25 protein-coding genes are annotated in these 23015 nt (G+C 68.8%); 7 read left to right on the top strand and 18 right to left on the bottom strand.

Annotated features, from left to right (window positions below; translation table 11 throughout):
• Position 1: 1 nt before the first annotated feature.
• Together WT24_RS21290 and WT24_RS21285 are read right to left on the bottom strand one after the other, a co-directional pair.
• Entirely contained in the window at positions 2–670 is a 669-nt protein-coding gene (locus tag WT24_RS21290) for a glutathione S-transferase (protein WP_059501228.1), read from the bottom strand.
• Positions 671–768: 98 nt separating this feature from the next.
• Positions 769–1476 carry a class I SAM-dependent methyltransferase gene (locus WT24_RS21285; RefSeq protein ID WP_060035772.1) on the bottom strand — a complete coding sequence of 236 codons (708 nt, stop codon included), beginning with the start codon at positions 1474–1476 and terminating at the stop codon, positions 769–771.
• A gap of 302 nt (positions 1477–1778) precedes the next feature.
• Here WT24_RS21285 and WT24_RS21280 point away from each other — a divergent pair, with 302 nt between their 5' ends.
• Entirely contained in the window at positions 1779–3431 is a 1653-nt protein-coding gene (locus tag WT24_RS21280; RefSeq protein WP_060035811.1) for a DUF3459 domain-containing protein, read from the top strand.
• Positions 3432–3499: 68 nt separating this feature from the next.
• Here the strand turns inward: WT24_RS21280 and WT24_RS21275 are convergent, their stop codons facing one another.
• From WT24_RS21275 to WT24_RS21255, 5 genes are all read right to left on the bottom strand, one after another.
• The gene (locus WT24_RS21275; protein ID WP_059501226.1) at positions 3500–4084 is read right to left on the bottom strand and encodes a thiamine phosphate synthase; all 585 of its coding nucleotides are present in this window, start codon (positions 4082–4084) and stop codon (positions 3500–3502) included.
• Between the two features lie 25 nt (positions 4085–4109).
• Positions 4110–5453 carry a hemolysin family protein gene (locus WT24_RS21270; RefSeq protein WP_059501225.1) on the bottom strand — a complete coding sequence of 448 codons (1344 nt, stop codon included), beginning with the start codon at positions 5451–5453 and terminating at the stop codon, positions 4110–4112.
• Between the two features lie 76 nt (positions 5454–5529).
• Complete coding sequence (locus WT24_RS21265; protein ID WP_060035771.1) at positions 5530–6309, bottom strand: sensor histidine kinase KdpD; 780 nt, start codon at positions 6307–6309, stop codon at positions 5530–5532.
• A gap of 67 nt (positions 6310–6376) precedes the next feature.
• Positions 6377–7300, bottom strand: a complete 924-nt coding sequence (locus WT24_RS21260; protein ID WP_060035810.1) for a DMT family transporter — start codon at positions 7298–7300, stop codon at positions 6377–6379.
• Between the two features lie 42 nt (positions 7301–7342).
• Positions 7343–8200, bottom strand: coding sequence for a LysR family transcriptional regulator (locus WT24_RS21255; protein ID WP_059501223.1), 858 nt, complete (start codon positions 8198–8200; stop codon positions 7343–7345).
• 113 nt (positions 8201–8313) lie between these two features.
• Between WT24_RS21255 and WT24_RS21250 the strand changes: the two genes are divergently transcribed.
• The 3 genes from WT24_RS21250 (at position 8314) to WT24_RS21240 (ending at position 11343) form a co-directional block, all read left to right on the top strand.
• Positions 8314–8697, top strand: a complete 384-nt coding sequence (locus WT24_RS21250) for a tautomerase family protein (protein ID WP_034205254.1) — start codon at positions 8314–8316, stop codon at positions 8695–8697.
• Between the two features lie 139 nt (positions 8698–8836).
• Entirely contained in the window at positions 8837–10453 is a 1617-nt protein-coding gene (locus WT24_RS21245) for a CHAD domain-containing protein (RefSeq protein ID WP_060035770.1), read from the top strand.
• Positions 10454–10506: 53 nt separating this feature from the next.
• Complete coding sequence (locus WT24_RS21240) at positions 10507–11343, top strand: TOBE domain-containing protein (RefSeq protein ID WP_060035809.1); 837 nt, start codon at positions 10507–10509, stop codon at positions 11341–11343.
• 165 nt (positions 11344–11508) lie between these two features.
• Here the strand turns inward: WT24_RS21240 and WT24_RS21235 are convergent, their stop codons facing one another.
• The 4 genes from WT24_RS21235 to WT24_RS21220 form a co-directional block, all read right to left on the bottom strand.
• Positions 11509–12210, bottom strand: coding sequence for a sulfate/molybdate ABC transporter ATP-binding protein (locus WT24_RS21235; protein ID WP_060035769.1), 702 nt, complete (start codon positions 12208–12210; stop codon positions 11509–11511).
• A gap of 64 nt (positions 12211–12274) precedes the next feature.
• Complete coding sequence (gene modB, locus WT24_RS21230) at positions 12275–12952, bottom strand: molybdate ABC transporter permease subunit (RefSeq protein WP_059501220.1); 678 nt, start codon at positions 12950–12952, stop codon at positions 12275–12277.
• Positions 12953–12962: 10 nt separating this feature from the next.
• Positions 12963–13757 (bottom strand): molybdate ABC transporter substrate-binding protein, encoded by a 795-nt coding sequence (gene modA / locus WT24_RS21225; RefSeq protein WP_059793877.1) that lies wholly within the window; start codon positions 13755–13757, stop codon positions 12963–12965.
• Between the two features lie 118 nt (positions 13758–13875).
• Positions 13876–14574, bottom strand: coding sequence for a phosphatase PAP2 family protein (locus WT24_RS21220; protein ID WP_059501218.1), 699 nt, complete (start codon positions 14572–14574; stop codon positions 13876–13878).
• A 257-nt stretch (positions 14575–14831) separates the two neighbouring features.
• Here WT24_RS21220 and WT24_RS21215 point away from each other — a divergent pair, with 257 nt between their 5' ends.
• Both WT24_RS21215 and WT24_RS33260 read left to right on the top strand, forming a co-directional pair.
• Complete coding sequence (locus WT24_RS21215) at positions 14832–15941, top strand: PHB depolymerase family esterase (RefSeq protein WP_059501217.1); 1110 nt, start codon at positions 14832–14834, stop codon at positions 15939–15941.
• A 74-nt stretch (positions 15942–16015) separates the two neighbouring features.
• Positions 16016–16192, top strand: coding sequence for a DUF3563 family protein (locus WT24_RS33260; protein WP_080747669.1), 177 nt, complete (start codon positions 16016–16018; stop codon positions 16190–16192).
• Between the two features lie 109 nt (positions 16193–16301).
• Here WT24_RS33260 and WT24_RS21210 read toward each other — a convergent pair whose 3' ends face one another.
• The 5 genes from WT24_RS21210 to WT24_RS21190 form a co-directional block, all read right to left on the bottom strand.
• Positions 16302–16721 carry an organic hydroperoxide resistance protein gene (locus tag WT24_RS21210; protein WP_048988685.1) on the bottom strand — a complete coding sequence of 140 codons (420 nt, stop codon included), beginning with the start codon at positions 16719–16721 and terminating at the stop codon, positions 16302–16304.
• Between the two features lie 155 nt (positions 16722–16876).
• Complete coding sequence (locus WT24_RS21205; RefSeq protein WP_060035768.1) at positions 16877–17329, bottom strand: MarR family winged helix-turn-helix transcriptional regulator; 453 nt, start codon at positions 17327–17329, stop codon at positions 16877–16879.
• A 192-nt stretch (positions 17330–17521) separates the two neighbouring features.
• On the bottom strand, positions 17522–18331 hold the full coding sequence (locus WT24_RS21200; protein ID WP_059501215.1) for a BPSS1780 family membrane protein: 810 nt from the start codon (positions 18329–18331) through the stop codon (positions 17522–17524).
• A complete protein-coding gene (locus WT24_RS21195; RefSeq protein ID WP_059501214.1) occupies positions 18322–19320 on the bottom strand; it encodes a homoserine kinase in 999 nt (332 codons plus the stop codon). The genes WT24_RS21200 and WT24_RS21195 overlap by 10 nt, the downstream gene beginning before the upstream one ends.
• Before the next feature lie 99 nt (positions 19321–19419).
• Complete coding sequence (locus WT24_RS21190) at positions 19420–19815, bottom strand: hypothetical protein (RefSeq protein ID WP_006479446.1); 396 nt, start codon at positions 19813–19815, stop codon at positions 19420–19422.
• A 129-nt stretch (positions 19816–19944) separates the two neighbouring features.
• Between WT24_RS21190 and WT24_RS21185 the strand changes: the two genes are divergently transcribed.
• On the top strand, positions 19945–21471 hold the full coding sequence (locus WT24_RS21185) for an AMP nucleosidase (RefSeq protein WP_034205241.1): 1527 nt from the start codon (positions 19945–19947) through the stop codon (positions 21469–21471).
• A 114-nt stretch (positions 21472–21585) separates the two neighbouring features.
• Here the strand turns inward: WT24_RS21185 and WT24_RS21180 are convergent, their stop codons facing one another.
• Both WT24_RS21180 and WT24_RS21175 read right to left on the bottom strand, forming a co-directional pair.
• Positions 21586–21876, bottom strand: a complete 291-nt coding sequence (locus tag WT24_RS21180; protein ID WP_059501212.1) for a hypothetical protein — start codon at positions 21874–21876, stop codon at positions 21586–21588.
• 380 nt (positions 21877–22256) lie between these two features.
• Complete coding sequence (locus WT24_RS21175) at positions 22257–23015, bottom strand: TIGR00730 family Rossman fold protein (RefSeq protein ID WP_059501211.1); 759 nt, start codon at positions 23013–23015, stop codon at positions 22257–22259.

Raw genomic sequence — 23015 nt, 5'->3', positions numbered from 1 at the left:
GTTACTTGAGCAGGTCGTACCGGCCGCCGCGTTCCAGCGCCCGCCGGTAGGCCGGCCGGGCATGGATCGTGTCGAGAAAGCGCGCGATCGCGGGATACCGGCTGCCGCCGCCGCGCGCGGTCGCGGCTTCGAGCGGAAAGCTCATCTGGATGTCGGCCGCGCTGAAGCCGTCGCCGACGAACCAGCCGGTGCGTGCCAGCGCGCCGTCGACATGGCCGAGATGCAGCGCGATCTGCGGATCGACGAAGCCCGACTGCAGCGTCGCGGCGATCTTGCGTGCGATCGGCCGCGCGAAGAACGGCATCGGCGCTTGCGCGATCCGCTGCGCGACGAGCTTGAGCAGCAGCGGCGGCATCGCGGACCCTTCCGCATAGTGAAGCCAGTACGTGTAGTCGTGCCGCTCGGGCGAGCCGGGCGGCGGCGCGAGGCGCCCGTCGGCGTAGCGTTCGACCAGGTATTCGACGATCGCGCCCGATTCGGCGAACGTGCGGCCGTCGTCGGTCACGACGGGCGACTTGCCGAGCGGATGGATCGCGCGCAATTCGGCCGGCGCGAGCATCGTCTTCGGATCGCGTTCGTAGCGCACGATCTCGTACGGCACATCCAGTTCTTCGAGCAGCCAGAGCACGCGCTGCGAACGCGAGTTGTTCAGATGATGGACGGTGAGCATGTCGAGGCCGAAAAGGGAGCGGGAACGACATCATACCGAGCGCATGCGTCGCGTTCGCGAATCGCACGGCGCGTGCCGTTGCGCGCCGCATCGAACCGTCATGCGCGCCGCACCGCGATCCACGCCCCCCAGAACAGGCTCGCGAAAAAACGCAGCGGCGCATCGAAGCCCGCTTCGCGCAGCAGCGCGAACACGGCGTCCTCGGACGCGGGCGGATCGGCGCCCTGCAGGATCTTCGCGAGCTGCGCGCGCACGGCGTCCGGCGTGGCGCCTTTCATGCGCCAGCGCTGCTGCCAGGCGTCGAGCAGGCGCGGGTGGTCCGCATAGCGTCGATGGTTGCCGGCGAGCACGAGCGGCGCGCCGGGCTTCAGGCGTCGTGCGATCGCGTGCAGCAGCGCGGCTTTCGCGTCGTCGCCCGGCACGTGATGCAGCACGCCGATCAGCGTCGCGCCGTCGAACGCGGGCGCGTCGGGCAACGCGTTGACGCCGGCCTCGACGAACGTCGTACGCGCGCCGAAACCCGCGGCTTCGACGTTAGAGCGCGCGAGCGCGAGCATCGGTGCGGACGGGTCGACGGCCGTGAACTGCCAGCCCGGTTCGAGCGCGGCCGCGACGCAGATTTCCTGTCCCGTGCCGCCCGCGCCTGCGACGAGCATCCGTGCATCGGGCACGCCGATCGCCGACGCGAGCATGCATGCGGCGAGTTCGTGGCAGGCATCGTAGCCGGCGAGCGCGATGCGCGATTGCTCGGCGTATTCGTGCGCGCGCGACGGATCGAATTTCGCGGCGCTGGCGGGAAGCGACATGGCGGAGTTCCTCGGGTCGGAAGCGGACGACGTGTCCGCGGGCATGACGCAGAGCGTAGGGGCGCGCGGCCGGCGCAACAAGGCGAGCAATCATTCCGGTATGCCGACTACCCGACTCGTCTGCCCGCACCGGCCGGTTTCCCGGGGTCGATTCGCATTTAAAAATGTCTGATCACGATGCATCGCGATGGCGAATCCGGCGCATACTCGTTTCTCTCTCCCGCCTGGCCGTCGCATGCCGGGCCCCGATGCGCTGCGCCATCGGCGCGGCCATGCCGCTCGGTACGCACGAGGAGCGCATGATGTCCGATTGTCCGCACGATCCGTACGCGCAGCACTACATCCATTGTTTGCCGTTTGGCGCGCAGCCTTGCGGCGCGCTCAGCACGACGCCGCGCACGCATTTCCGCGTATGGGCGCCCGGCAGCACCCACGTCCAGCTCGAACTCGATACCGGCTACGGCCCGACGCTCGTCCCGATGACGAGCGCCGGCCCGAACTGGTTCGAAGTCTTCGTCGACTGCGGCGCGGGTGCACGTTACCGCTATCGTCTCGACGATACGGTGTCGATTCCCGATCCCGCGTCACGCTCGCAACCCGAGGGGCTCAACGGCCCGAGCGAGGTCATCGATCCGCGTGCGTTCAAATGGCGCAATACGTTCTGGCACGGGCGCGCGTGGGAAGACATCGCGCTCTATGCGATCCGCCCGCACGCGGTGGGCGGCTTCGACGGCGTGCGCCGCCGCCTGCCGCAGCTCGCGCGCCTCGGCGTGACCGCGCTGGAGTTGCTCGCGTCGCCGCACGACAGCCTGCCGTTCGCGCCGCTCGCGGCCGAAGGCGGCCCCGACGCGCTGAAGGCGCTGATCGACGACGCGCACGGCCACGGTCTCGCGGTGCTGCTGGAGCTCGACTACGCGCGCTTCGGCAGCGGCACCGATGCGCTGCGCCACTACGCGGGGCCATTCTTCCACACGCGCGACGATCCGTTGCAGGCCGCGCCGCTCGCGCTCGACCATCCGGAAGTCTGCGATTTCTTCTGCGACAACGCGCTGTACTGGATCGACGAATACCGCTGCGACGGGCTGCGCCTGCGCGAAGCCGACCGGATCGGCGTGTCGTGGCTGCGCGAGATCGCGGATCGCGTGCGCGCCGCCGTGCCGGCCGACCGGCTGATCCATCTCGTACTCGGCAGCGAGCGGCATCCGGCCCATCTGGCCGATACCCATTTCGACGCACAGTGGAACGGCTGCGGCGAACGCGCGCTGCACCGGCTCACGGGGCGCGACACGTCGGCGCATGAAGGCATTTCCATGCACCAGTCGATTCACACGCTCGCCCGCGCGCTGACCGCGGCCGGCGCGGCGTACCGGCCGGCCGCGCCGGCTGACGGGATGGCCGCCGACGGCGGCCTGTCGCTGACGTCGCTCGTCCTGTCCGATGGCGCATGGCGCGACGGCGCCCCGGGCGATCGCGGGCAGGCGGCCGGTCTGGCCGGGCTGGCGCTGTCGCTGCTCACGCCGCAGATCCCGCTGATCTTCGACGAAACCGCGCGCGACATCGACCGCGCGCATTTCGTGCAGTCGGCGCTCGCGGTGCGCGCGAAGCTGATCGCGCCAAGGCTGTCCGATTGCCGGCCGCAGGACGCACGTGCGCTGAAAGCGGACGGCGACGGCGATGCCGACGCGCTGTGCGCATCGTGGCGGCTTGCCGACGACGAAACGTTGACGATCGCGTTGAACCTGTCGCCCGAGGCGGTGCCGTTCGACGCACCGCGAGGGCGCGTGGTGTTCGAGACGCCGGCGCGTGCGCGCGACCGGGTCGATGAAGGGGAGTTGCCGCCGTATTCGCTCGTCGCGTGGCTGACGGGCGACGTCAATCGCTACGCGCTGACGCACGATGTGCGTCGCATCGACGACGGTTCGTGGCGCGGGATGCGTCCGAACCTGAACGCGTGACGCGATGAACGCGTGACGCGCCGGAGCCGGGCGCGGTCCGGCCCGGCAGCGCTGCCGAAGGCGCAGAATTACCAGAACCCGCGGATGCCCGCGATGCCGTATGCGCCGTGACGGCGCGCCTCGTCGAGATGCGCGCGCGTCATGCCGCCGAGTGCGAACACGGGCATCGTGGCCTCGGCGGCCAGCGTGTCGAATTGCGCCCAGCCGAGCGTCGGCGCGCCGGGGTGGCTGAGCGTCGGCAGCACCGGCGACAGCGTGACGAAATCCGCGCCCGCGCGCGCGGCCAGCAGCAGATCGTCGCGCGAGTGGCACGCGGCGGACACGCGGCGGCCGGCCGGCAGCGGCCGTTGCGCGACGGCGCGCAAGGCGGCGCCGTCGAGATGCCAGCCGGCGCCGTCGAGCCGCATTACGCCGGCTGCATCGATCGGGCCGTTCAGCATCAGAGACGCGCCGGCTGCGTCGCAGCGCGCGAGCGCCGCGGCGGCCAGCGACGCGAACGCGGCCGCGTCGAGCGATTTCACACGCAGTTGCACGAGCGTTTCGCCGCGCGCGAGCACGGCCGACAGCCGGTCGAGAAACGCGGCCCGATCGGCCGCCGACGCGGACGCCGGTTCCGGCGTGATCACGCAGCAGCGCGGCAGCGGCGCGTTCATCGCGCGACGACGCGACGCGCGGCCGTCATTCGTCGGCCTCTTTCGCGATCTTCGGATAGACGCGCACGAGCACGATGCGCGGCCCGTTCATCTTCTTCACGACGACGTCGAAGCGGTCGAACGACACGCGCTGCCCTTCGGTCGGCAGGTCGCTGAGCGCCTGGATCACGAGGCCGCCGACCGATTCCGCGCGGCCTTCGTCGATGTCGATGCCGAGTGCCTGTTCGAGCGACACGACGGGCAGGCTGCCCTTGCCCATCAACGTGCCGTCGTCGAGGCGGCTCCAGTCGGCATCGCCCTGGCGGAACTCGTCGTGGATCTGGCCGACCAGCGCGCCGAGCAGGTTGTCGAGCGTCAGGAAGCCGATCGGCTTCTCGCCCTTGTTGCCCACCAGCGCGAAGTGCGGGGCGCCCTTGCGGAAGCGGCGGAACAGCTCGAGCGCCGGCGTGTCGGGCTTCACGTACTGGACCGGGCGCACGTAATCGGACAGGTCCTCGAGCGCGGCGCCCGCGTGACGTGCGAGCAACAGGTCCTTCAGGTGGATCAGCCCGCTCACCTGTTCGCGCGACGCATCCTCGAACAGCGGATAGCGGCTGAAGCGGTGCCGCGCGACGATCTCCATGTTGTCGGGCAGCGGCAGGTCGCGCCGCAGGCCGATCATTTCATGGGCCGGCCGCATCAGGTCCGACACCGTCATCGACGAAAAATCGAGCGAGTGCGCGAGCGTGTTCCACTCGTCGTTGCTGTACGTGCCGCGCGCCGGCTGGGCCGCATTGCCGGCCGCGCTGCGGCGGCTGCGCAGGATCAGCTTCAGCTCGTCGGTCGAATAGTGCGCATCGCCGCCGTGGTCGGCCGACAGCCCCGCAAGCCGCAGTACCGCGTTGGCGCTGGTATTGAGCACCCAGATCGCCGGGTACATCGCCCAGTAGAACGCGTAGAGCGGCAGCGCGACCCACAGGCCGACCTTCTCCGACTGGCGGATCGCCATCGATTTCGGCGCCAGTTCGCCGACGACGATGTGCAGGAACGAGATCAGCGAGAACGCGAACACGAGCGAGATCAGGTGCACGACGCGTTCGGAGTGGACGCCGATCAGGTCGAGCAGCGGGCCGATCAGTTGCGCGAACGCCGGTTCGCCGACCCAGCCGAGGCCGAGCGACGCGAGCGTGATGCCGAGCTGGCACGCGGAAAGATACGCATCGAGCCGGCCATGCACGATGCCGAGGATGCGCCCGCGCAGGCCGCGCTTGCGGGCGAGGGTCTTGACGCGCGTCGCGCGGAGTTTGACGAGGCCGAATTCGGCCGCAACGAAGAACCCGTTCAGGGCCACCAGGAACAACGCGCCGATGAGCGCGAAGATCTGTAACAAAGAATCGCTCCGGTTATGACAGGCCCATCAGTATAGAGCCGGAAAGGAATTTGTAATGTGTCGGCTGGCCGCTGGCTTACACCGGCGCCTCGCAGGGAATCGAGAACGTGAGGGTGGCGGCGGCGCCATCGGCGAACACGTCGTGAGCGAACGTGCCGCCATGCGCGAGTGCGACGCGCTGGCACAGCGCGAGCGTCCACGCGCTGCGTTTTGTATCGCGCTCGCGCAGCATCTCGCGCCGGGCGAACGATTCGAACGCGTGCGGCTGCGCGGGATCGACGAGCACGCCGGCGTCCACGGTGCAGGTGGCGCGCGCGGTGAATTGCGCGCCGTCGCGCGTGCAGGCGAACGCGACGCGGCTGCCCGCGGCACTGGCCTCGACGGCCGTCGTCAGCATGGTCCAGAGCGCCTGCGCGACGCGTTCGCGATCGACGGCGAGCGACGGTTCGCCGTCCGGCAGCGTCGTGTCGAGCGCGACCTGCCGTGCGTCGGCGAGCGCGAACCGCACGAGCGCGATCGTCTCGTCGAGCAGCGCGCGCAGCGCGAACGGCCGCGGCGCGAGCGTGAGCATGCGCGTTTCCGCGCGCGGCGCGTCGAGCACGCCGTCGATCAGCGCGACCTGCTGGTCGATGCCCGTGCGGATGCCCGCGAGCGCGCGCTGCAGGTTCGGATCGGCATTGGCGAGCTGGCGCTCGAGCACGTAGGCCCAGCTGTGCATCGCATTCAGCGGGCTGCGCAGGTCGTGCGACGCGATGGAGAGCGCCTGGTCGCGCAGGAACAGCGCCGCCTGGGCGGCGTAGTGCGCTGCGCGTTCGCGCAGCAGGTCGGCGGCGGGATCGGCGGAAGTGGACGTCACGGAGCAGGCCTGTCGGAAGCGGTTGGCGTGGAAGTCACGCGAATCGCCATTATAGGGACGGTGGGTGTCACGCCGGCAGCGCGTCCTCGTCCTTTTTCCGTGCGTCGCCGTTCGGCAGCAACTGGCACGCGAGCAGGCCGGCCAGCATCAGCGCGCAGCCGACGAGCGCGCGCAGCGTCAGCGTTTCGCCGAGCGCGGCCCAGCCGGCGATCGCCGCGAACACGCCTTCCATGCTGAAGATCACGGCCGCGTGTGCGGGCGCCGCGTCGCGTTGCGCGACGACCTGCAGCGTATAGCCGACCCCGACCGACAGCAGCCCGCCGTACAGCAGCGTCGGCAGCGCGCCGCGCAGCATCGCGACGCTGACAGGTTCGACCGCCAGGCCGACCGTGAGACACGCGATGCCGCACACGGCGAATTGCAGGAACGCGAGCACGAGCGGATCGTGGCGTTTCGCGAGATGGCCGACCGCCATCACGTGCGCGGCGATGATGACGGCGCCCGCGAGCTGGAACCAGTCGCCGTCGAGCACCGCGAAGTGTTCGTCGATGCTGAGGAAATACAGGCCGATCGCGGCCAGCAACGCGCCGAACCACGTGCCCGCGCCGATCCGGTGGCGCGCGAACACGCCCATCAGCGGCACGATCACGACGTACAGCGAGCTGATGAAGCCGGCGTTGGCGATCCGCGTGTATTGCAGGCCGAACTGCTGCAGCGAGATCGACACGGCGAGCAGACCGCCGAGCGCGAGGCCCGGCAGCAGCAGGGCCGGTTCGCGCCGGATGGCCGCGAGCTGCGCGCGCGACGCCGCATTCACCGTCAGCAGCGGCACCAGCACGAGCGCGCCGAGCAGGAAGCGCAGTCCGGTGAACAGGAACGGCCCGATCACGTCGAGGCTCAGGCGTTGCGCGACGAAAGCGGAACCCCAGATCGCGGCTGCGGCGAGCATCAGCAGATTGGCGCGGAGGTGCTTGCGGGCGTCGGGCTTCATCGGCATTCGTCTGGAGATTGCGGGGCGGCGAAGCCCGCTAGTTTACGCCGAGATTGCAAGGCTGTCGGCAAACCTGCGCAGCGCGGCGGCGGCCCGGGCGTCGCGTACGCGCGAATACAGCACGACCTGCGATTGCGGCAGCGGCGGCAGCCCGAATTTCGTGCCGACGTCGACCAGCGTGCGCGGGGCGACGCGGCGCGCGAGCGGGCAGACGGCAAGCCCCGCCGCGGCCGCCGCCGTGACCGCCGCGACCCCGCCGCCCGTGAAGCGCTCGCGCCATGGCAGCCCCGCGCGGTCGAGCGCGCGCAGCGCGGCGGCCCGCACGCCGCAGGGGCCGGCCAGCACCGCGAGCGGCAGCGGCTCGCCGGCGCGCGGCGTCCAGTCGGGCGCGGCGAGCCAGGCCAGCGGCTCGGTGAACAGCGGGGTGCCGTCGTCGCGCGGCGGATCCTCGCCCGGCTCGTGACGGACGATCACCGCGTCGAACCGCCGTTCGTCGTATTGCGGGAGCAGGCTCGTCGACGCGCCGAGATGCATTTCCAGCGACAGCCCCGGATCCTGCCGGTGCAGGCTCGTGAGCACGGCCGGCAGGTCGGGCACCGCGACGTGCTCGCTGACGCCGAGCGACAGGCGGACCGTGCCGGTCGAGATCGCGCCGAGCGCATGCTCGTGCGCGTCGAGCAGCGCGCGGGCGGCCGGCAGGAAATTTTCGCCGTCGGCGGCCAGCTTGACGACGCGCGGCGTGCGCGCCAGCAGCGGCTTGCCGAGATGGGCTTCCAGCCGCTTCAGCTTCAGGCTGACGGCCGATTGCGTGGTGCCGAGCGCATCGGCGGCGCGCGTGAAGCTGGCGAGGTCGGCGACCAGCACGAATGCGCGGACGGCATCGAGATCGAGTACTTTCATTTCAAATGAAAATGAATGAAATATTCATCAATGACTGTTCATTATAGATTGGCGCGCCTAACCTGACGCTGTGTTTTCGTTCTTCAACGTCACTTACCGACAGGAGCAAGACCATGCCATTCACCCGTATCGCCGTACGCGAAGGCAAACCGGCCGCCTACCGCAGGGCCCTCGTCGACGGCGTGCACCGCGCGCTGATGCAGACGTTCAACGTACCCGAGGACGACATCTTCATGGTCGTGACCGAGCATGCGGCCGAGAATTTCGTGTTCGGCCGTCATTACTACGATATCGAGCGCAGCGACGATCTCGTGATGATCCAGATCACCGCGAACAACACACGCACGCTCGAGCAGAAGCGGGCGCTGTACCGGACGATCGTCGAGAACCTCGCGCAGCAGCCCGGCGTGCGGCGGGAAGACGTATTCATCAGTCTCGTCGAGGTGCTGAAGGAGAACTGGTCGTTCGGCAACGGCATCGCGCAATACGCCGTTTGACGTGCCGGCTTGACCGGCCGCAGGGAGACAGGGCCGGATCGTCGCCTGCGCCGTTTTGGGCCGTGTACTATGGAAGCTGCTTCACGAGCGACGCCGGCGCGGTCGATGCGCCGGCGATCCTTCATGTGCAGGAGCCTCCATGTCGCGTGTGCTGGAAATCGTGTTGTCGTTGTCGCTGGAAGGCTGGCCGGTCAAGGGCGCAAGCCGCGCCCGGGGCGCGCAGCGCGACTTCGGCGCCGAACTCGTGCGTGCGTGGCGGATCTGCCCGCAGGTCCGGATGCGACGCGGCCACGAGCGCGTGACGATCGCACCGTGCCAGATCGAGGAGGCCGAGCGGAGTCCCGGCGCGAACTGGTGGACGTGGGTCGAATCGAACGCGCATGGCACGCGGGTCGTCGCCTCGCGCACCGCGACGTTCGCCCCCGGCGTCACGCAGCGCGAACTGTTCGACGCGGAGCACGCGGGGATCGCGGTCGCCACGCCGCTGCTGATACCCACGCCGAGTGCCGCAGCCGGTGCCGACGCACCGGCCGCCGTCGGCGGCGTTGCACCGGACACCGACGAAGCGCGGTCCCAGGCGTCGGCGCTGCGCCTCGTCAGCGAACGGCGGCGCGGGCGCTGGGCCGACGACAGCGGCGTCGTGGTCGAAATGACGCTCGACGACATCACGCTGCACGGCGGCGGCGAGCCGCCGCGCCGCCACGTCGAGCTGCGCCTGGCCGCGCCCGACTGGGAAACCGTGGCCGCGCGCACGGCCGCGCTGCGCGCGTTGTTTGCCGCGGCGCGCGAACTGAGCGGCGCGTGGCCCGCCTTCGTGCAACTGACGAGCGTGATCGACCGCGCCTGTGCGGGCGGCCCGCTGGCTCCCGCGCTGGTCAAGGCGCAATCCGTCGACCTGACCGGCATCCGCACCCAGCGCGCCGCGCTGTTCGCGCTGTCCGGCGACATCACCGCGCAATGGCTCGGCAACGAATGCGGCGTGCTCGATCGCGACGATCCCGAATTCGTGCACCAGATGCGCGTCGCGCTGCGCCGCCTGCGCACGCTGATGCGCTTCTTCCCGCGCTTCACCGACCGTCAATGGAAGGACACGCTCGGCGTCGACCTGCGCTGGCTCGCCGCGCTGCTCGGCACGGTGCGCGACTGGGACGTGTTCGCGACCGAGAGCCTGCCCGCGCTGATCGCGGCCGACGGCGGCGGCAGCGACTGGGGCGGCACGCTCGACGCCGCCCGCGCGCAGTCGATGGCCGCGCGGGTCGAACTGCGGCAGGCGCTGCATTCGGCCCGCTATGCGCGGCTGACGCTCGGCTGGCTCGAATGGCTGAGCGCGCTCGCGCTGCCGGCGGCCGATGGCGACGACGCGCCGTCGCTGCGGCGTCACGCGACCAAGCGTGTGCGGCGGCTGTTCGGTCATCTCTACGCATCGCCGTCGCTCACGTCGCTCGACACCGCGGCACGCCATCGGGTGCGGATCGATGCGAAGCGGCTGCGCTATGCCCTCGAATTCTTCGCGTCGCTCGCGTCGCGCCGCACGCGCAACGAGACGGTCAAGACGCTGGCGCGCGTACAGAGCGTGCTCGGCGAGGCGAACGACGCGATGGTCGCGCTGCATCATCTCGAGCAACTCGCGGCGCCGCCGTACCAGCTCGGTTTCGTGCGCGGCTACGGCGCCGCGCTCGAACAGCGGGCGGCACGCGACGCCGAGGCGCTACTGGCCAGCCTGCGGGCGCCGAAGCTCGGCGGCAAGCCGGGCTGAGCGCCGCGCGTCGCCCCTATAATGGCCGCCCGTTTCCCGCACGCATGCCGATGATGACCGACGCACCGCATTCTTCCTCGTCCGCCGGGCCGCTCGAACTGGGCGGCGAGCTGTGGCTGCGCGCCGGCGAACAGACGCTCGGCGGCGCGACGCGCATCGCGCTGCTCGCGGCGATCGGCGACACCGGTTCGATCACGCGCGCGGCGAAGGCCGTCGGTCTCAGCTACAAGGCCGCGTGGGACGCGGTCGACACGATGAACAATCTTGCCGGCGAGCCGCTCGTCGCGCGTTCGACGGGCGGCAAGGGCGGCGGCGGCACGACGCTGACGCCGCGCGCGACGTCGCTGATCGCCGCATTTCGCACGATCGAGCGCGAGCATCGCCGCTTCATCGAGGCCGCGAGCGCGGCCGTGGCCGGCTTCGACGTCGACTGGGCGCTGATCGGCCGGATCGGGATGAAGACGAGCGCGCGCAACCAGTGGTTCGGCAAGGTCGCGTCGATCGTGCGCGGCACCGTCAACGACGAGGTGACGCTTGCGCTGCCGGGCGGGCAATCCGTCGTCGCCGTGCTCACGCACGAAAGCGCCGAGGCGCTCGGGCTGCGGGAAGGCGCGAGCGCGTGCGCGCTGGTGAAGGCGTCGTGGGTCGTGCTCGCGGTCGACGATGGCGGGGCCGAGCTGAAGGTGTCCGCGCGCAACCGGCTGCGCGGCAGCGTCGAAGCTGTCGCGGCGGGCGCGGTGAACAGCGAGGTGACGCTGGCGCTCGACGGCGGCGGGACGCTGACGGCCGTCGTGACCAACGACAGCGTCGACGCGTTGCAGCTCGAAGCCGGCCGGCGCGCGATCGCGCTGTTCAAGGCGTCGAGCGTGATTCTGGCGGTGACGGGCTGACCGGGCGGGCAGCGCGGCTCGCCGCAGGGGCGGGGCGAAGCCGGTGCCGCATTCGTCTGCATCGCACCGGCTTCGTTTCCGCTTTCAGCATGTGCCGCGGGCGCGGCGTCTCTCAGGCTTCAACGTGGCGGCCAGCGCCACGGTCACGACCACGGCGTCGCGCGTTCAGGTGACGCGCGTCGGCCACTCGGCGTGCGGCGCACTCGCCTGCACGCGTCCTTCGCTCAACTGCACGACCTGGTCGCCGAAAGCGGCGACGTCGTCGGGGTCGTGCGAGATCAGCACCATCGGGATGTCGAGCCGCGCCTGCAGTTCGGCGAGCTCATGACGCATGCGCTGGCGCATCGCGCCGTCGAGCGCCGCGAACGGTTCGTCGAGCAGCAGGATGCGCGGCTGCGCGACCAGCGCGCGCGCGAGCGCCACGCGCTGCTTCTGCCCGCCCGACAACTGCGACGGGTACTGCCCCGCGAGCGATTCGAGGTCGAACGCGCGCAGCCAGTACGCGACCTCCGGCGGCGCCGTTTTCGCACGCGGGTTGCGCAGCCCGGACGTGAGCCCGAACGCGATGTTCTGTCGCACGTTCAGATGCGGAAACAGCGCGTAGTCCTGGAACAGGTACGCGACACGGCGTTCGCGGGTCGGCACGTCGATGCGGCGCGCGGCGTCGAACAGCGGTTCGCCGTTCAGCACGATCGCGCCTTCGTCGGGCGTCAGCAGTCCCGCGACCGCTTGCAGCGTCATGCTCTTGCCCGCGCCCGACGGTCCGAACAGCACGACGCGCTGCGTCGCCGCCGTGAACGACATGTCGAGCGTGAAGCGCCGCTCGGCGTTCGCATAGGTCTTGCGGATATCGACGACGAGGCTCATTCGACCCTCCGCCGAGGCAGGCACGCTGCCGGACGGCGCCGGCGATACGGACGGGACGGGTGCTTCATGTCAGTTGGCTCCGCCTGGCGCGCGACGGCACGAGCCAGCCGGTCGCGAGCAGCACGAGCACGCAGGTGATCGACGTCACCAGCACGAGGAAGTTGGCCGTGGCGTCGTCGCCGGCCTGCACGGCTGCGTAGATTGCGACCGACAGCGTCTGCGTGCGGCCGGGCAGGTTGCCGGCGATCATCAGCGTCGCGCCGAATTCGCCGAGCGCACGCGCGAACGCGAGCAGCGCCCCCGCGAGGATCCCGCGCGCGGCGAGCGGCAGCGTCACACGGAAGAACACCGCCCCTTCGCCGAGCCCGAGCGTGCGCGCGGCGCGCTCCAGATGCGGATCGACGCCCTCGAACGCCGCGCGCGCCGATTTCAGGATCAGCGGAAACGCGACGACCATCGACGCGATCACCGCACCCTGCCACGTGAACACCAGCGCGATGCCGAGCGTGTCGAGCCACGCGCCGAACACGCCGCGCCGGCCGAGCAGCACGAGCAGGTAATAGCCGAGCACCGTCGGCGGCAGCACGAGCGGCAGCGTCAGCACGGAATCGACGACGTCGCGCAGCGGCGAGCGCCAGCGCGCGAGCACGAACGCGGCCGCGACGCCGAGCACGATGTCGAGCGCGGTCGCCCAGCCGGCCACCTTCAGCGACAGCAGCAGCGGGACCCAGGCGTCTTGCATCGCGATACGCTCACTTGGCGGGCTTGAAGCCGAACGTCGACAGCACGGCCTGGCCCTGCGGCGACGCGACGAAATCGATGAACGACTGCGCCTGCGCGGCGTGGCGACTGTCCTTGACCACGGCGATCGGATAGGTGATGGCCGTCTGGGTCGGCACCGTCAGCGCGACCTTCACGCGGCCCGGCATGATCGCGGCGTCGGTGCCGAACACGAAGCCCGCGTCGACCTCGCCGCGCGCGACGTAGTCGAGGCTCTGGCGCACGTTGGCGGCGAGCACGCCCTTCGCGCTGACGGCGTCCCACACACCGGCCGCGCGCAGTGCGCCCTCGGTGTAGCGGCCGACCGGCACCGAGGCCGGGTCGCCGTACGCGATGCGCTTCACGCCGGGCGCGGCGAGGTCGTTCAGCGACGTCGGCGCGGCCGCGCGGCTATCCGCCGGCACGATCAGCACGAGCGAGTTCGCGGCGAAATCGCGGCGCGTGCCGGGCACGATCACCTTCTCGTTTACCGCGCGATCCATCGCCTTCTGGTCGGCCGACGCGAACACGTCGGCCGGCGCGCCCTTGGCGATCTGCTGCATCAGCACGTCCGATGCACCGAAATTGAACAGCACCTTGGTGTCGGGATGCTGCTTCTCGTACGCGTCGCCGACGGCCTTGAATGCATTCGTCAGGCTGGCGGCCGCCGACACGACCAGTTCGTCGGCGGCGGAAGCGGGCGCGCTGAACGCGACCCCGGCGGCAAGCGTGGCGATCGGCAGCAGGCGAAGCAGGGCGCGGCGAAGCGGACGGACGGTTGAGCGCATGGGATTCGTTTCGAATGGGGTGGAAACCGTAATCGTAATATAGGGCGGGTTATAACGCTCGGCATACTGCTCATGCGAAGGTGCGCATGAAACGGTCAGACGTGGAAAGCGGCGCCCGTCACGCGTGAAGCGTATGCGGCGCCGATTGGGTGCGCTGCAGCGACGACGGCTGCGACGCAGGGTGGTAGTTCGGATTGGCCTTCCAGCGCGCGCGGACGAACGGGCGCTCGTGGCCCGACAGTTGCAGCGCGACCTTGGTGACCCAGCGGTGCGACGGCACCGTGAGGCCGTGCAGCGCCACGGTGACGAGCGCGAGGCTCGCGACGACCGCCGGCACCGACCAGCGGTGCGGCGCCGCGCGCCACGAGCCGGCGATGAACGCGAGCGCGGCGATCGCGCCGACGATGCAGCCGGTGATCGATTCGGACGGCGAATGCGCGGCGAGTGCGACCCGCGACACGCCGACCGCGACGCCGGCCGCGAGCCCGAGCGCGATGCCGGCGATCCGCACCGGCGTGCGCGTGCGGATCAGCGCGAGGAAAATCGCCACCGGATACACCGACGTCGACAGCATCGCATGCCCGCTGAACCCGGTGAAATCCCACGCGCGGATGCCGATGCCCCAGCCGAGGAACGCGATCTTCGTGAGCGCCACCACGCCGATCGCGGCCGCGAGCACGCCGAGCCATGCGGCCGCGCGCTGCCACGAGTAGCCGAGCGCGAGCCAGACGGCGATCGTGATCGCGAGCGGCAAGGTCAGGCCGGCGCCGCCGAACGCGGTGATCATGATCCACAGGTGAGCGGGCAGGTCGAACATCGGGAAGGGGCGGACGAAGCGGGGACAATGCTTAAATCAACGCGCGAGCCGGGAAGAACGACTACAACGGATACAAGCGACGAAGCCTCAGTATAGCGCCGCGTCCGCATGAGGCCCGTTTTTTGCACCATCGGGAACGATCGGCGCGCAGGAAAAATCCTGGAAACAATGCTATGGTGCATTGCACAAAGTCGAACGATGCATCCGTTGCGGTGCTCTGATGGCGCCCCTATTTTTCCTGACTGCGAGCCCGATCGATGACCAAAAGTCTGACCAAGGTGTGGCTGGGCGGCATGAAACGCATGCTGTCTCCGGTCGCCAAGCGAGCGGCGCGCGATGCGCAGCGCATCACCCGCGATGCACTCGAGGCCGTGGCCTCTCCTGCCGTGCCCGATCCGTCCCAGCCGCGCGAATCGCGCGTGCGGCCGCGCGCGGCCGCCTGGGCGGCGGGCGAATGGACGCGCGGCGAACATCCGATGGCGCCGGCGCTCGGCCGCCTCGTCCAGAACCTCGCGTACGGGCTCTATGTGCCGCCCGGCCGCCGGCGGGACGCGATGCCGCTCGTCGTGATGCTGCACGGCTGCAAGCAGTCCGTCGACGAATTCGCGCAGGGCACGCGGATGAACCTGTTGGCCGACAAGCACGGTTTCGCGGTGCTGTATCCGGAGCAGTCGCTGCGTGCGCACGCGCATGGTTGCTGGCACTGGTATGAGGACACCGACCGCGCGGGGCGGGGCGAGGCGGACGCGGTGGCGTCGCTGGTCGACGCGCTGGTCGACGAGCACGGCTTCGACGCGTCGCGCGTCTATGTCGCGGGGCTGTCGGCTGGCGCGGGCCTCGCGTCGCTTCTTGCGCTGCACCATCCGGACCGCTTCGCGGCGGTCGCGTTGCACTCCGGCCCCGCGCTGGGCGAGGCGAATTCCGGCATCACGGCGATGGACGTGATGCGGCGCGGCCTGCGGCAGAACCCGGCGGCGGCGGTCGATACGCTGGTCGACGCCGGCGCGTATCCGGGCATGCCGGCCTTGATCGTCCAGGGCGACGGCGATCGGGTCGTCGCGCCGAAGAATGCCGACCAACTGGCCGTGCAGTTCATGCGCCTGAACGGGCTCGCCGACAGCCGGGGTGCATTGCGCGGCGGCGAGCGGGTCGAGACGCGCGAAACGGGCGCCCGGATTACCGACGTATGCCGCGACGGCGAGCCGGTCGTGCGGCTTTGCCACGTGAAAGGGCTCGATCACGCATGGGCCGGCGGCGACGAAGCCGTGCCGTTTCACGCGGCAGTCGGCCCCGACGCAAGCGCTATGATCTGGGCCTTTTTCGAAACCAATCGTCGCACTGTGGCGACCGAACGACGCACCGTTTGATCGATGCTGGCCAAAGACTAGGGTTTTCCCTATAATTCGGGAAAACCCTAGTCCAGACCTTTGCGAGATCGAACATGTACCTGCTGAGCCACCTCTTCCTGATGCTGACCAAGAATGCTGAAAAGGCCGCGAAAGAACGCGCCGACGCGTACCTGGCCGAAGCCACCGACATCTACGATCTCGAATTCCGCATGCGCAAGATCGATCGCGACGCGGCACTGAACCGCCCGTATTCGTTCGGCGCGCGCTAAGCGGCGCACGCGGGCCTGCCGGCCCGCCATTTCGACGATTCGCGCAAAAGGGCGCGTGCGGCATGGTGCCGCACGCGCCCTTTTTGCATTCTGCTGAACCTGCGTCGCGTCAGACGACCGTCAGGCGCACCGGTACGTTGTTGCGTGTGGCGTTCGAATACGGGCACACGTGGTGGGCCTTGTCGACCAGCGCCTGCGCGTCGGCCTTGTCGAGCCCCGGCAGCGATACGCGCAGTTCGATGTCGAGCCCGAAGCCGCCGGCATCGTTCGGGCCGATGCCCACTTCCGCCGTGACCTGCGTATCGGCCGGCAGCGTCTGCTTGTTCTGACCCGCGACGAATTTCATCGCGCTCAGGAAACAGGCCGAGTAACCTGCGGCAAACAGTTGCTCCGGATTCGTGCCTTCCGCACCCGTGCCGCCGAGTTCGCGCGGCGCGGCGAGCTTCACTTCCAGCTTGTGGTCGGCGGATACCGCGCGGCCGTCGCGGCCGCCCGTGCTTGTGGCGCTGGTCTTGTACAGAATGTTCATCGTGCAGTTCCTGTCGGGAAAAGGGGAGAAAAGCAGTCCGGCAAGACGGGGCGTCGCCGGCCACGAGAAAAATATAGAACACAAATCATTAGTGTGCAAATGAAATTTGAAAGAAAAACCCGATGGCGCCGCTCAGATCGCTCGGCGCTCGAACGTCAGCGTTCGTTGGCTGCCGACAGCGCGTCGCGCAATTGCTGGAGATCGGCGCGCAGCCTGATCAGGAACTCGGGGGTTTGCTGCATCGCGCAAAAGAGATCGGCGGGCACCGAGCGCGCGCGATCCTTCAGCGCACGGCCTTCCGGCGTCAAGCGCACGTTGACGACGCGCTCGTCGGCCGCGCTACGCACGCGTTCCACGTAGCCGAGCGCTTCCAGCCGCTTGAGCAGCGGCGTGACCGTGGCCGGATCGAGATCGAGCCGCGCGGCGATGTCTTTCACGGCCATGTCGTCGCGTTCCCATAGCACGAGCATCGCGAGATATTGGGGATAGGTCAGCGACAGCTTGTCGAGCAGCGGCTTGTACGCCTTCGTCATCGCGTGCGAAGTCGAGTAAAGCGCGAAGCACAGTTGCTCGTCGAGCGTCTGGGGCAGCGGAGGCAGGCGATCCATGATTCGGGGAAACGCGGCGGATGCGCGAACGATTTGTACGCAAATTATTTTGCGCCCAAAAGACCGGATTGAATAGGGGCGACCGGATGCGGGTCGATAGCGGAAAAAGGAGAGAGGTCAAGGCGCGCCGGGCGACGAGCCGGCGCGAGAAACGGCGAGATGGCCGGCGACATGCGCCGGCCGGGAGAAGGGTCAGCGGCCCGACATCGTCGTGGTCGCGCCCGGTTCCTGCACGCCGAAGCAGCCGCGATAGGTCGCGTAGAACGAGCAGTACAGCATCGTGACGATGATGATCGTCACCGGCATCATGATCGTCAGCGCATACGCGCCGGCGCCGAGCGCCTGCAGCAGCAGCGACAGCGCGAGCGACGTGCCGAGCGCGACGCCGAACCACAGCGCGCCGTACACGACGAACGCGCCGCGATTGCGCCAGCAACTGACGACGCTGAAGAACAGCGCCTTCGCGGGCGGGACGTCATGCCACGCAACCAGCACCGGCGCGAACCAGAACAGCATCGAGACCGGCAGATAGAGCAGCGTCGCGAAGAACAACGCGCCGAGCGTGCCTTGCGCGGCCAGCGTCTCGGGCGTCGTGTTCGCTTCGTCGGCCGCGCCCATCATCACGTGGAACAGCGCGCCGCCGTCCACGAACGACGAAGCGGCGAACACCAGCACCATCGACGCGACGTAGATCGCGCCGAGCGCGAGCAGCCGCTGGGTCGCGACGGTGCCGTACGAGCGAAAGCCGTCGACGAGAATCGTCGGCATCACGGTCTTGCCGGCCACCGTGTCGCGGCACGCGGCCATGAAACCGACCGCGATGCCGGGAATGAACACCAGCGGCAGCGCCGAGCCGATCACGGGCACCTTCGACACCAGCGTAATGGCGAGCAGGTACGTGAAGAACAGCGTGATGAACGCGAGCGGATTCCGGCGGAACAGCCAGATGCCTTGACGGAACCAGACATAGCCCGTTTTCGCGGGCACTTCGATCAGTTGCATGCGGTTTGGATCTCGGGAAGCGCGGGCGTATGCGCGATACGCTCCCGCAGGATGCGTTCGAAATGGCCGGGGTCGTGCGGCTTGAGCATCTCGGCCGCGCGCGGCAGGTAGAAGTCGTACAGGCGCGACACCCAGAAGCGGTATGCGCCGGCGCGCAGCATGTCGCTCCAGTGGCGCCGTTCCTCGGCCGTGAACGGCCGGACCGTCTGGTATGCGCGCAGCAGCGCATCGGCGCGCGCGACGTCGAGCACGCCGCTCGCGAGGTCGACGCACCAGTCGTTGACGGTCACCGCGACGTCGAACAGCCACTTGTCGCAGCCCGCGAAGTAGAAGTCGAAGAAGCCGCCGAGGCGTACCTCGTGGCCCGTGCCGGGCGCCGCATGGGCGAACAGCACGTTGTCGCGGAACAGGTCGCAATGGCACGGCCCGCCCGGCAGCGCCGCATAGTCGTCCGACGCGAAGAAGCCGGCCTGGTGCGCGAGCTCGCCTTCGAGCAGCGTGCGTTGCGCGTCCGTGATGAACGGCACGATGGCCGGCACGTTCTCCTGCCACCACGGCAGGCTGCGCAGGTTCGGCTGGCTGCGCGGGTAGTCGCGCCCGGCGAGGTGCAGACGCGCGAGCATCTGCCCGACCTCGATGCAGTGTTCGACCCCCGGTGCGAGTTCGGCCGCGCCGTCGAGCTTCGTGACGATCGCGGCCGGCTTGCCGTGCAGTTCGCCGAACAACGCGCCGTCGTCGCGCGGGACCGGGTCCGGCACCGGCACGCCGTGGGCGGCCAGATGGCGCATCAGGTCGAGATAGAACGGCAGTTGCTGCGCCGTGAGCTTTTCGAAGATCGTGAGGACGTATTCGCCGCGCGTCGTCGTCAGGAAGAAATTGCTGTTTTCGATACCGGACGGAATACCGCGGAACGCAAGCACGTCGCCCAGTTCGTAGTGGCGCATCCATTGCGCGAGATCGGAGTCGGAAACAGCGGTGAAAACGGCCATGCGGGATGCGTCAGGTCAGGGTGTCGGCACGCGGGCGGCGTGCATCGCGACAGCAGGTGAAGGGGCGGCGCGGCGCGATCGGTGCGCGGCGCCACGGAATCAGTAGCGCAGGTTCAGCGACGGCAGGCGCGTGATCGGGATGCCCGCGTCGTGCGGCTTCGGCGACGTGTCGGGCGTCGAGCTCATCTGGTAGCGCGTGCCGAAGTTCGACTTCACGTCGATCTCGACCGGCTTGCCGCGGTCGCGGTACTCGGTGACTTCGGTGCCGTTCTTGCTCTTTTCGTGGAAGCTCGGCGTGCGGCGGATGTCGGCGAAGTCGACTTTCGACGTGACTTCGGCGCCCGGCCGGTTGATCTTGCGGAGATCGGGCAGGCCGGCGGCTTCGTTGGCCTCGGCCCGGGCCTGCGCGTCGGCGTCAGGCGTGCCGCCGGCGGCGTGAGCGACGCTGGCGGCGGCAAACGCGACGGCAGCGGCGACGAAAATGAGCGGCTTCATGATGAGTCTCCAGTGAACCCACCGATTTTAGCAAATACTGCGCGCCATCCGGCCCTGGCGCGCGCAGGGGCAGCCATAAAGGCGACGGGGTTCCGTGGTAATGTCGTCGGATCAGACGAGGTGATGAAAATGAAGAACGATTTGAGCCGCCGGCACCGTGTGCTGTCGCCCGAAAGCCCGTCGGTCGAGGCTTTCGACGATCCGATCGCCGCCGTTGCGCGGCTGTCCGCCATTTACGACACGAATACGGGCTTCCTGCGCGATGCGTTTGCGCGCTATCGCCGCCACGAACCGATCACCGAGCACGTGCGCGCGTGCTATCCGTTCGTGCGGATCCGCACCGACGTCAACACGCACGTCGATTCGCGCCGCTCGTACGGCTTCGTCGCGGGCCCCGGCGTATTCGAGACGACGGTCACGCGCCCCGATCTCTTCGCGAACTACTACCGCGAGCAACTGCGCCTGCTGTCGAAGAACCACCATGTGAAGATCGAGATCGGCGTGTCGTCGCAGCCGATTCCGATCCATTTCGCCTTTCCGGAAGGCATTCATCTCGAGGGCGAACTCGATCGCGACCGCCTGCTCGCGATGCGCGACATCTTCGACACGCCCGATCTGTCGTATCTCGACGATCGTATCGTCAACGGCACGTTCGAACCGGCCCCGGGCGAGCCGCATCCGCTCGCGCTGTTTACGGCCGCACGCGTCGACTTCTCGCTGCACCGGCTGCGCCACTACACGGCGACGTCGCCCACGCACTTCCAGAACTACGTGCTGTACACGAACTACCAGTTCTACATCGACGAGTTCGTGAAGCTCGGCCGTACGCTGATGACGGAAAGCGACGACCCCGAGGTGCGCGCGTACCGCAGCGAGTACAGCGCGTTCGTCGAGCCGGGCGACGTCGTCACGTACAACGCGAACCTCGGCGGCGAACCGGCCGAGGGCACCGCACCGCCGCGCCTGCCGCAGATGCCCGCGTATCACCTGAAGCGCGCGGACGGCAGCGGGATCACGATGGTCAACATCGGCGTCGGCCCGTCGAACGCGAAGACGATCACCGATCACATCGCGGTGCTGCGTCCGCACGCGTGGGTGATGCTCGGTCACTGCGCGGGGCTGCGCAACACGCAGCGTCTCGGCGACTACGTGCTCGCGCACGGTTACGTGCGGGAGGATCACGTGCTCGACGCCGACCTGCCGCTGTGGGTGCCGATTCCGGCGCTGGCCGAAGTGCAGCTCGCGCTCGAGCGCGGCGTGGCCGAGGTCACGCGGCTCGAAGGCGCGGAACTGAAGCGCGTGATGCGCACCGGCACGGTCGCGAGCGTCGACAACCGCAACTGGGAGCTGCGCGACCATCGCGAGCCCGTGCAGCGGCTGTCGCAGAGCCGCGCGATCGCGCTCGACATGGAAAGCGCGACGATCGCCGCGAACGGCTTCCGCTTCCGGGTGCCGTACGGCACGCTGCTGTGCGTGTCGGACAAGCCGCTACACGGCGAACTGAAGCTGCCGGGCATGGCCGACACGTTCTATCGCGGGCAGGTCGACCAGCATCTGCAGATCGGCGTGAAGGCGATGGAGATCCTGCGCACGAACGGGCTCGACAAGCTGCATAGCCGCAAGCTGAGAAGCTTCGCGGAAGTGGCGTTTCAGTAACGACACCGCGCAACGGCGTCCGTCACGACAAAGGCCGCACGCGAACCCGGGTTCGCGTGCGGCCTCGTTCTTTTCGTTTCGATACGAAGGCCGGATGGCCCCGTACTTGGGCGCTCAGCACTCGCCCTTTTTCGCGTGCCCCGGCGGGCAGTGATAGCCGCCATGACCGCGATGACGCTCGTGATCTTCCCACTCGCGGCGTTCCCAGTAGCGGCGGCCATCCCAGTAGCGGTCGCCGTGCCAGCCGACGATGACCGCCGGCGCTGGTGCGACCACGACGGGTGCGGGCGCGACGACGACCGGCGGGGGCGTGCCGATGTTGACGTCGACGTTGACGGCGTGAGCGAGGCCGGACAGCGAAAGGCCGAGGCCGGCGAAGGCGAGGGCGATCAGCGAGCGTTGCATGTTCTTTTCCGTGGTGGGGTGATGAATGGGCCGGCGCGACGCGATGGAAGCGAGGGGGACCGTTCCACCGGGGGATCGCCGCGCCGACACGATGAAGTGTGCTGGCGCGCGATGGAAAAGGCGAGTCGTGATTATTACGGAGGATTGGCGGTGCGCAGGCGGGCGACCGGTCATCCATTTGACAGTGACGGGCCGCCGGTATGGGCGATCCCGCGACATGGCGCAGCGCCGACTGCGGGGATTTGACATTCGACCGCGCGCGGCGGCGAACGGGCATTAACCTCGCGTTACAAAATCACGCCCGGCGGGCCGCCGGATCGCGAGGTCCATAGTTGAAAAGCACGACACCGGCCGTCGGGCCGGCTGTCGTCATTGACCGGTTACAAATAGAACATCCGGTCTTCTTCCGGGCGCGGCGGATGATCTTCGTCATCCGAGCCTTCTTCCTCGCCGCTGTCCTCGTAGAACGCGAGCACGGCATCCAGCACCTGGTCGGGATCGTCGATCACCTGCATCAGATCCATGTCTTCCGGATTGATCAGGCCCATCGGAATCAGTTGATCGCGGAACCATTGCAGCAGCCCCTGCCAGAACTCGCTGCCGACGAGGATGATCGGCACGAGGCGCGACTTCTTCGTCTGGATCAGCGTGAGCACTTCGGACAGCTCGTCGAGCGTGCCGAAGCCGCCCGGCATCACGATCACCGCATCCGAATTCTTCACGAACGTGACCTTGCGCGTGAAGAAGTGGCGGAAGCGCAGCGAGATGTCCTGATAGTGATTGCCCGCCTGCTCGTGCGGCAGCTCGATGTTCAGGCCGACCGACGGTGCCTTGCCGGCGTGCGCACCCTTGTTCGCGGCTTCCATGATGCCGGGGCCGCCGCCGGAGATCACGGCGAAGCCGGCGTCCGACAGCTTGCGCGCGATCTGCGCGGCGAGCTTGTAGTGCGGCGTGTCGGGTTTGAGGCGGGCAGAACCGTAGATGCTGACGGCCGGGCGGATCTCCGACAGGTACTCGGTCGCCTCGATAAACTCTGCCATAATCGTGAACATCTGCCACGATGCGCGCGCCTTCTTGGCCGTCGCGCGTTCTTGATCTGCGAGCGAACGCAGACTCGGAATCACTTTTCTCTTGTTCAT

This window comes from Burkholderia sp. MSMB1078WGS, assembly GCF_001528895.1.
GTDB lineage: Bacteria > Pseudomonadota > Gammaproteobacteria > Burkholderiales > Burkholderiaceae > Burkholderia.
This window is presented reverse-complemented; position numbering and strand designations above follow the sequence as displayed.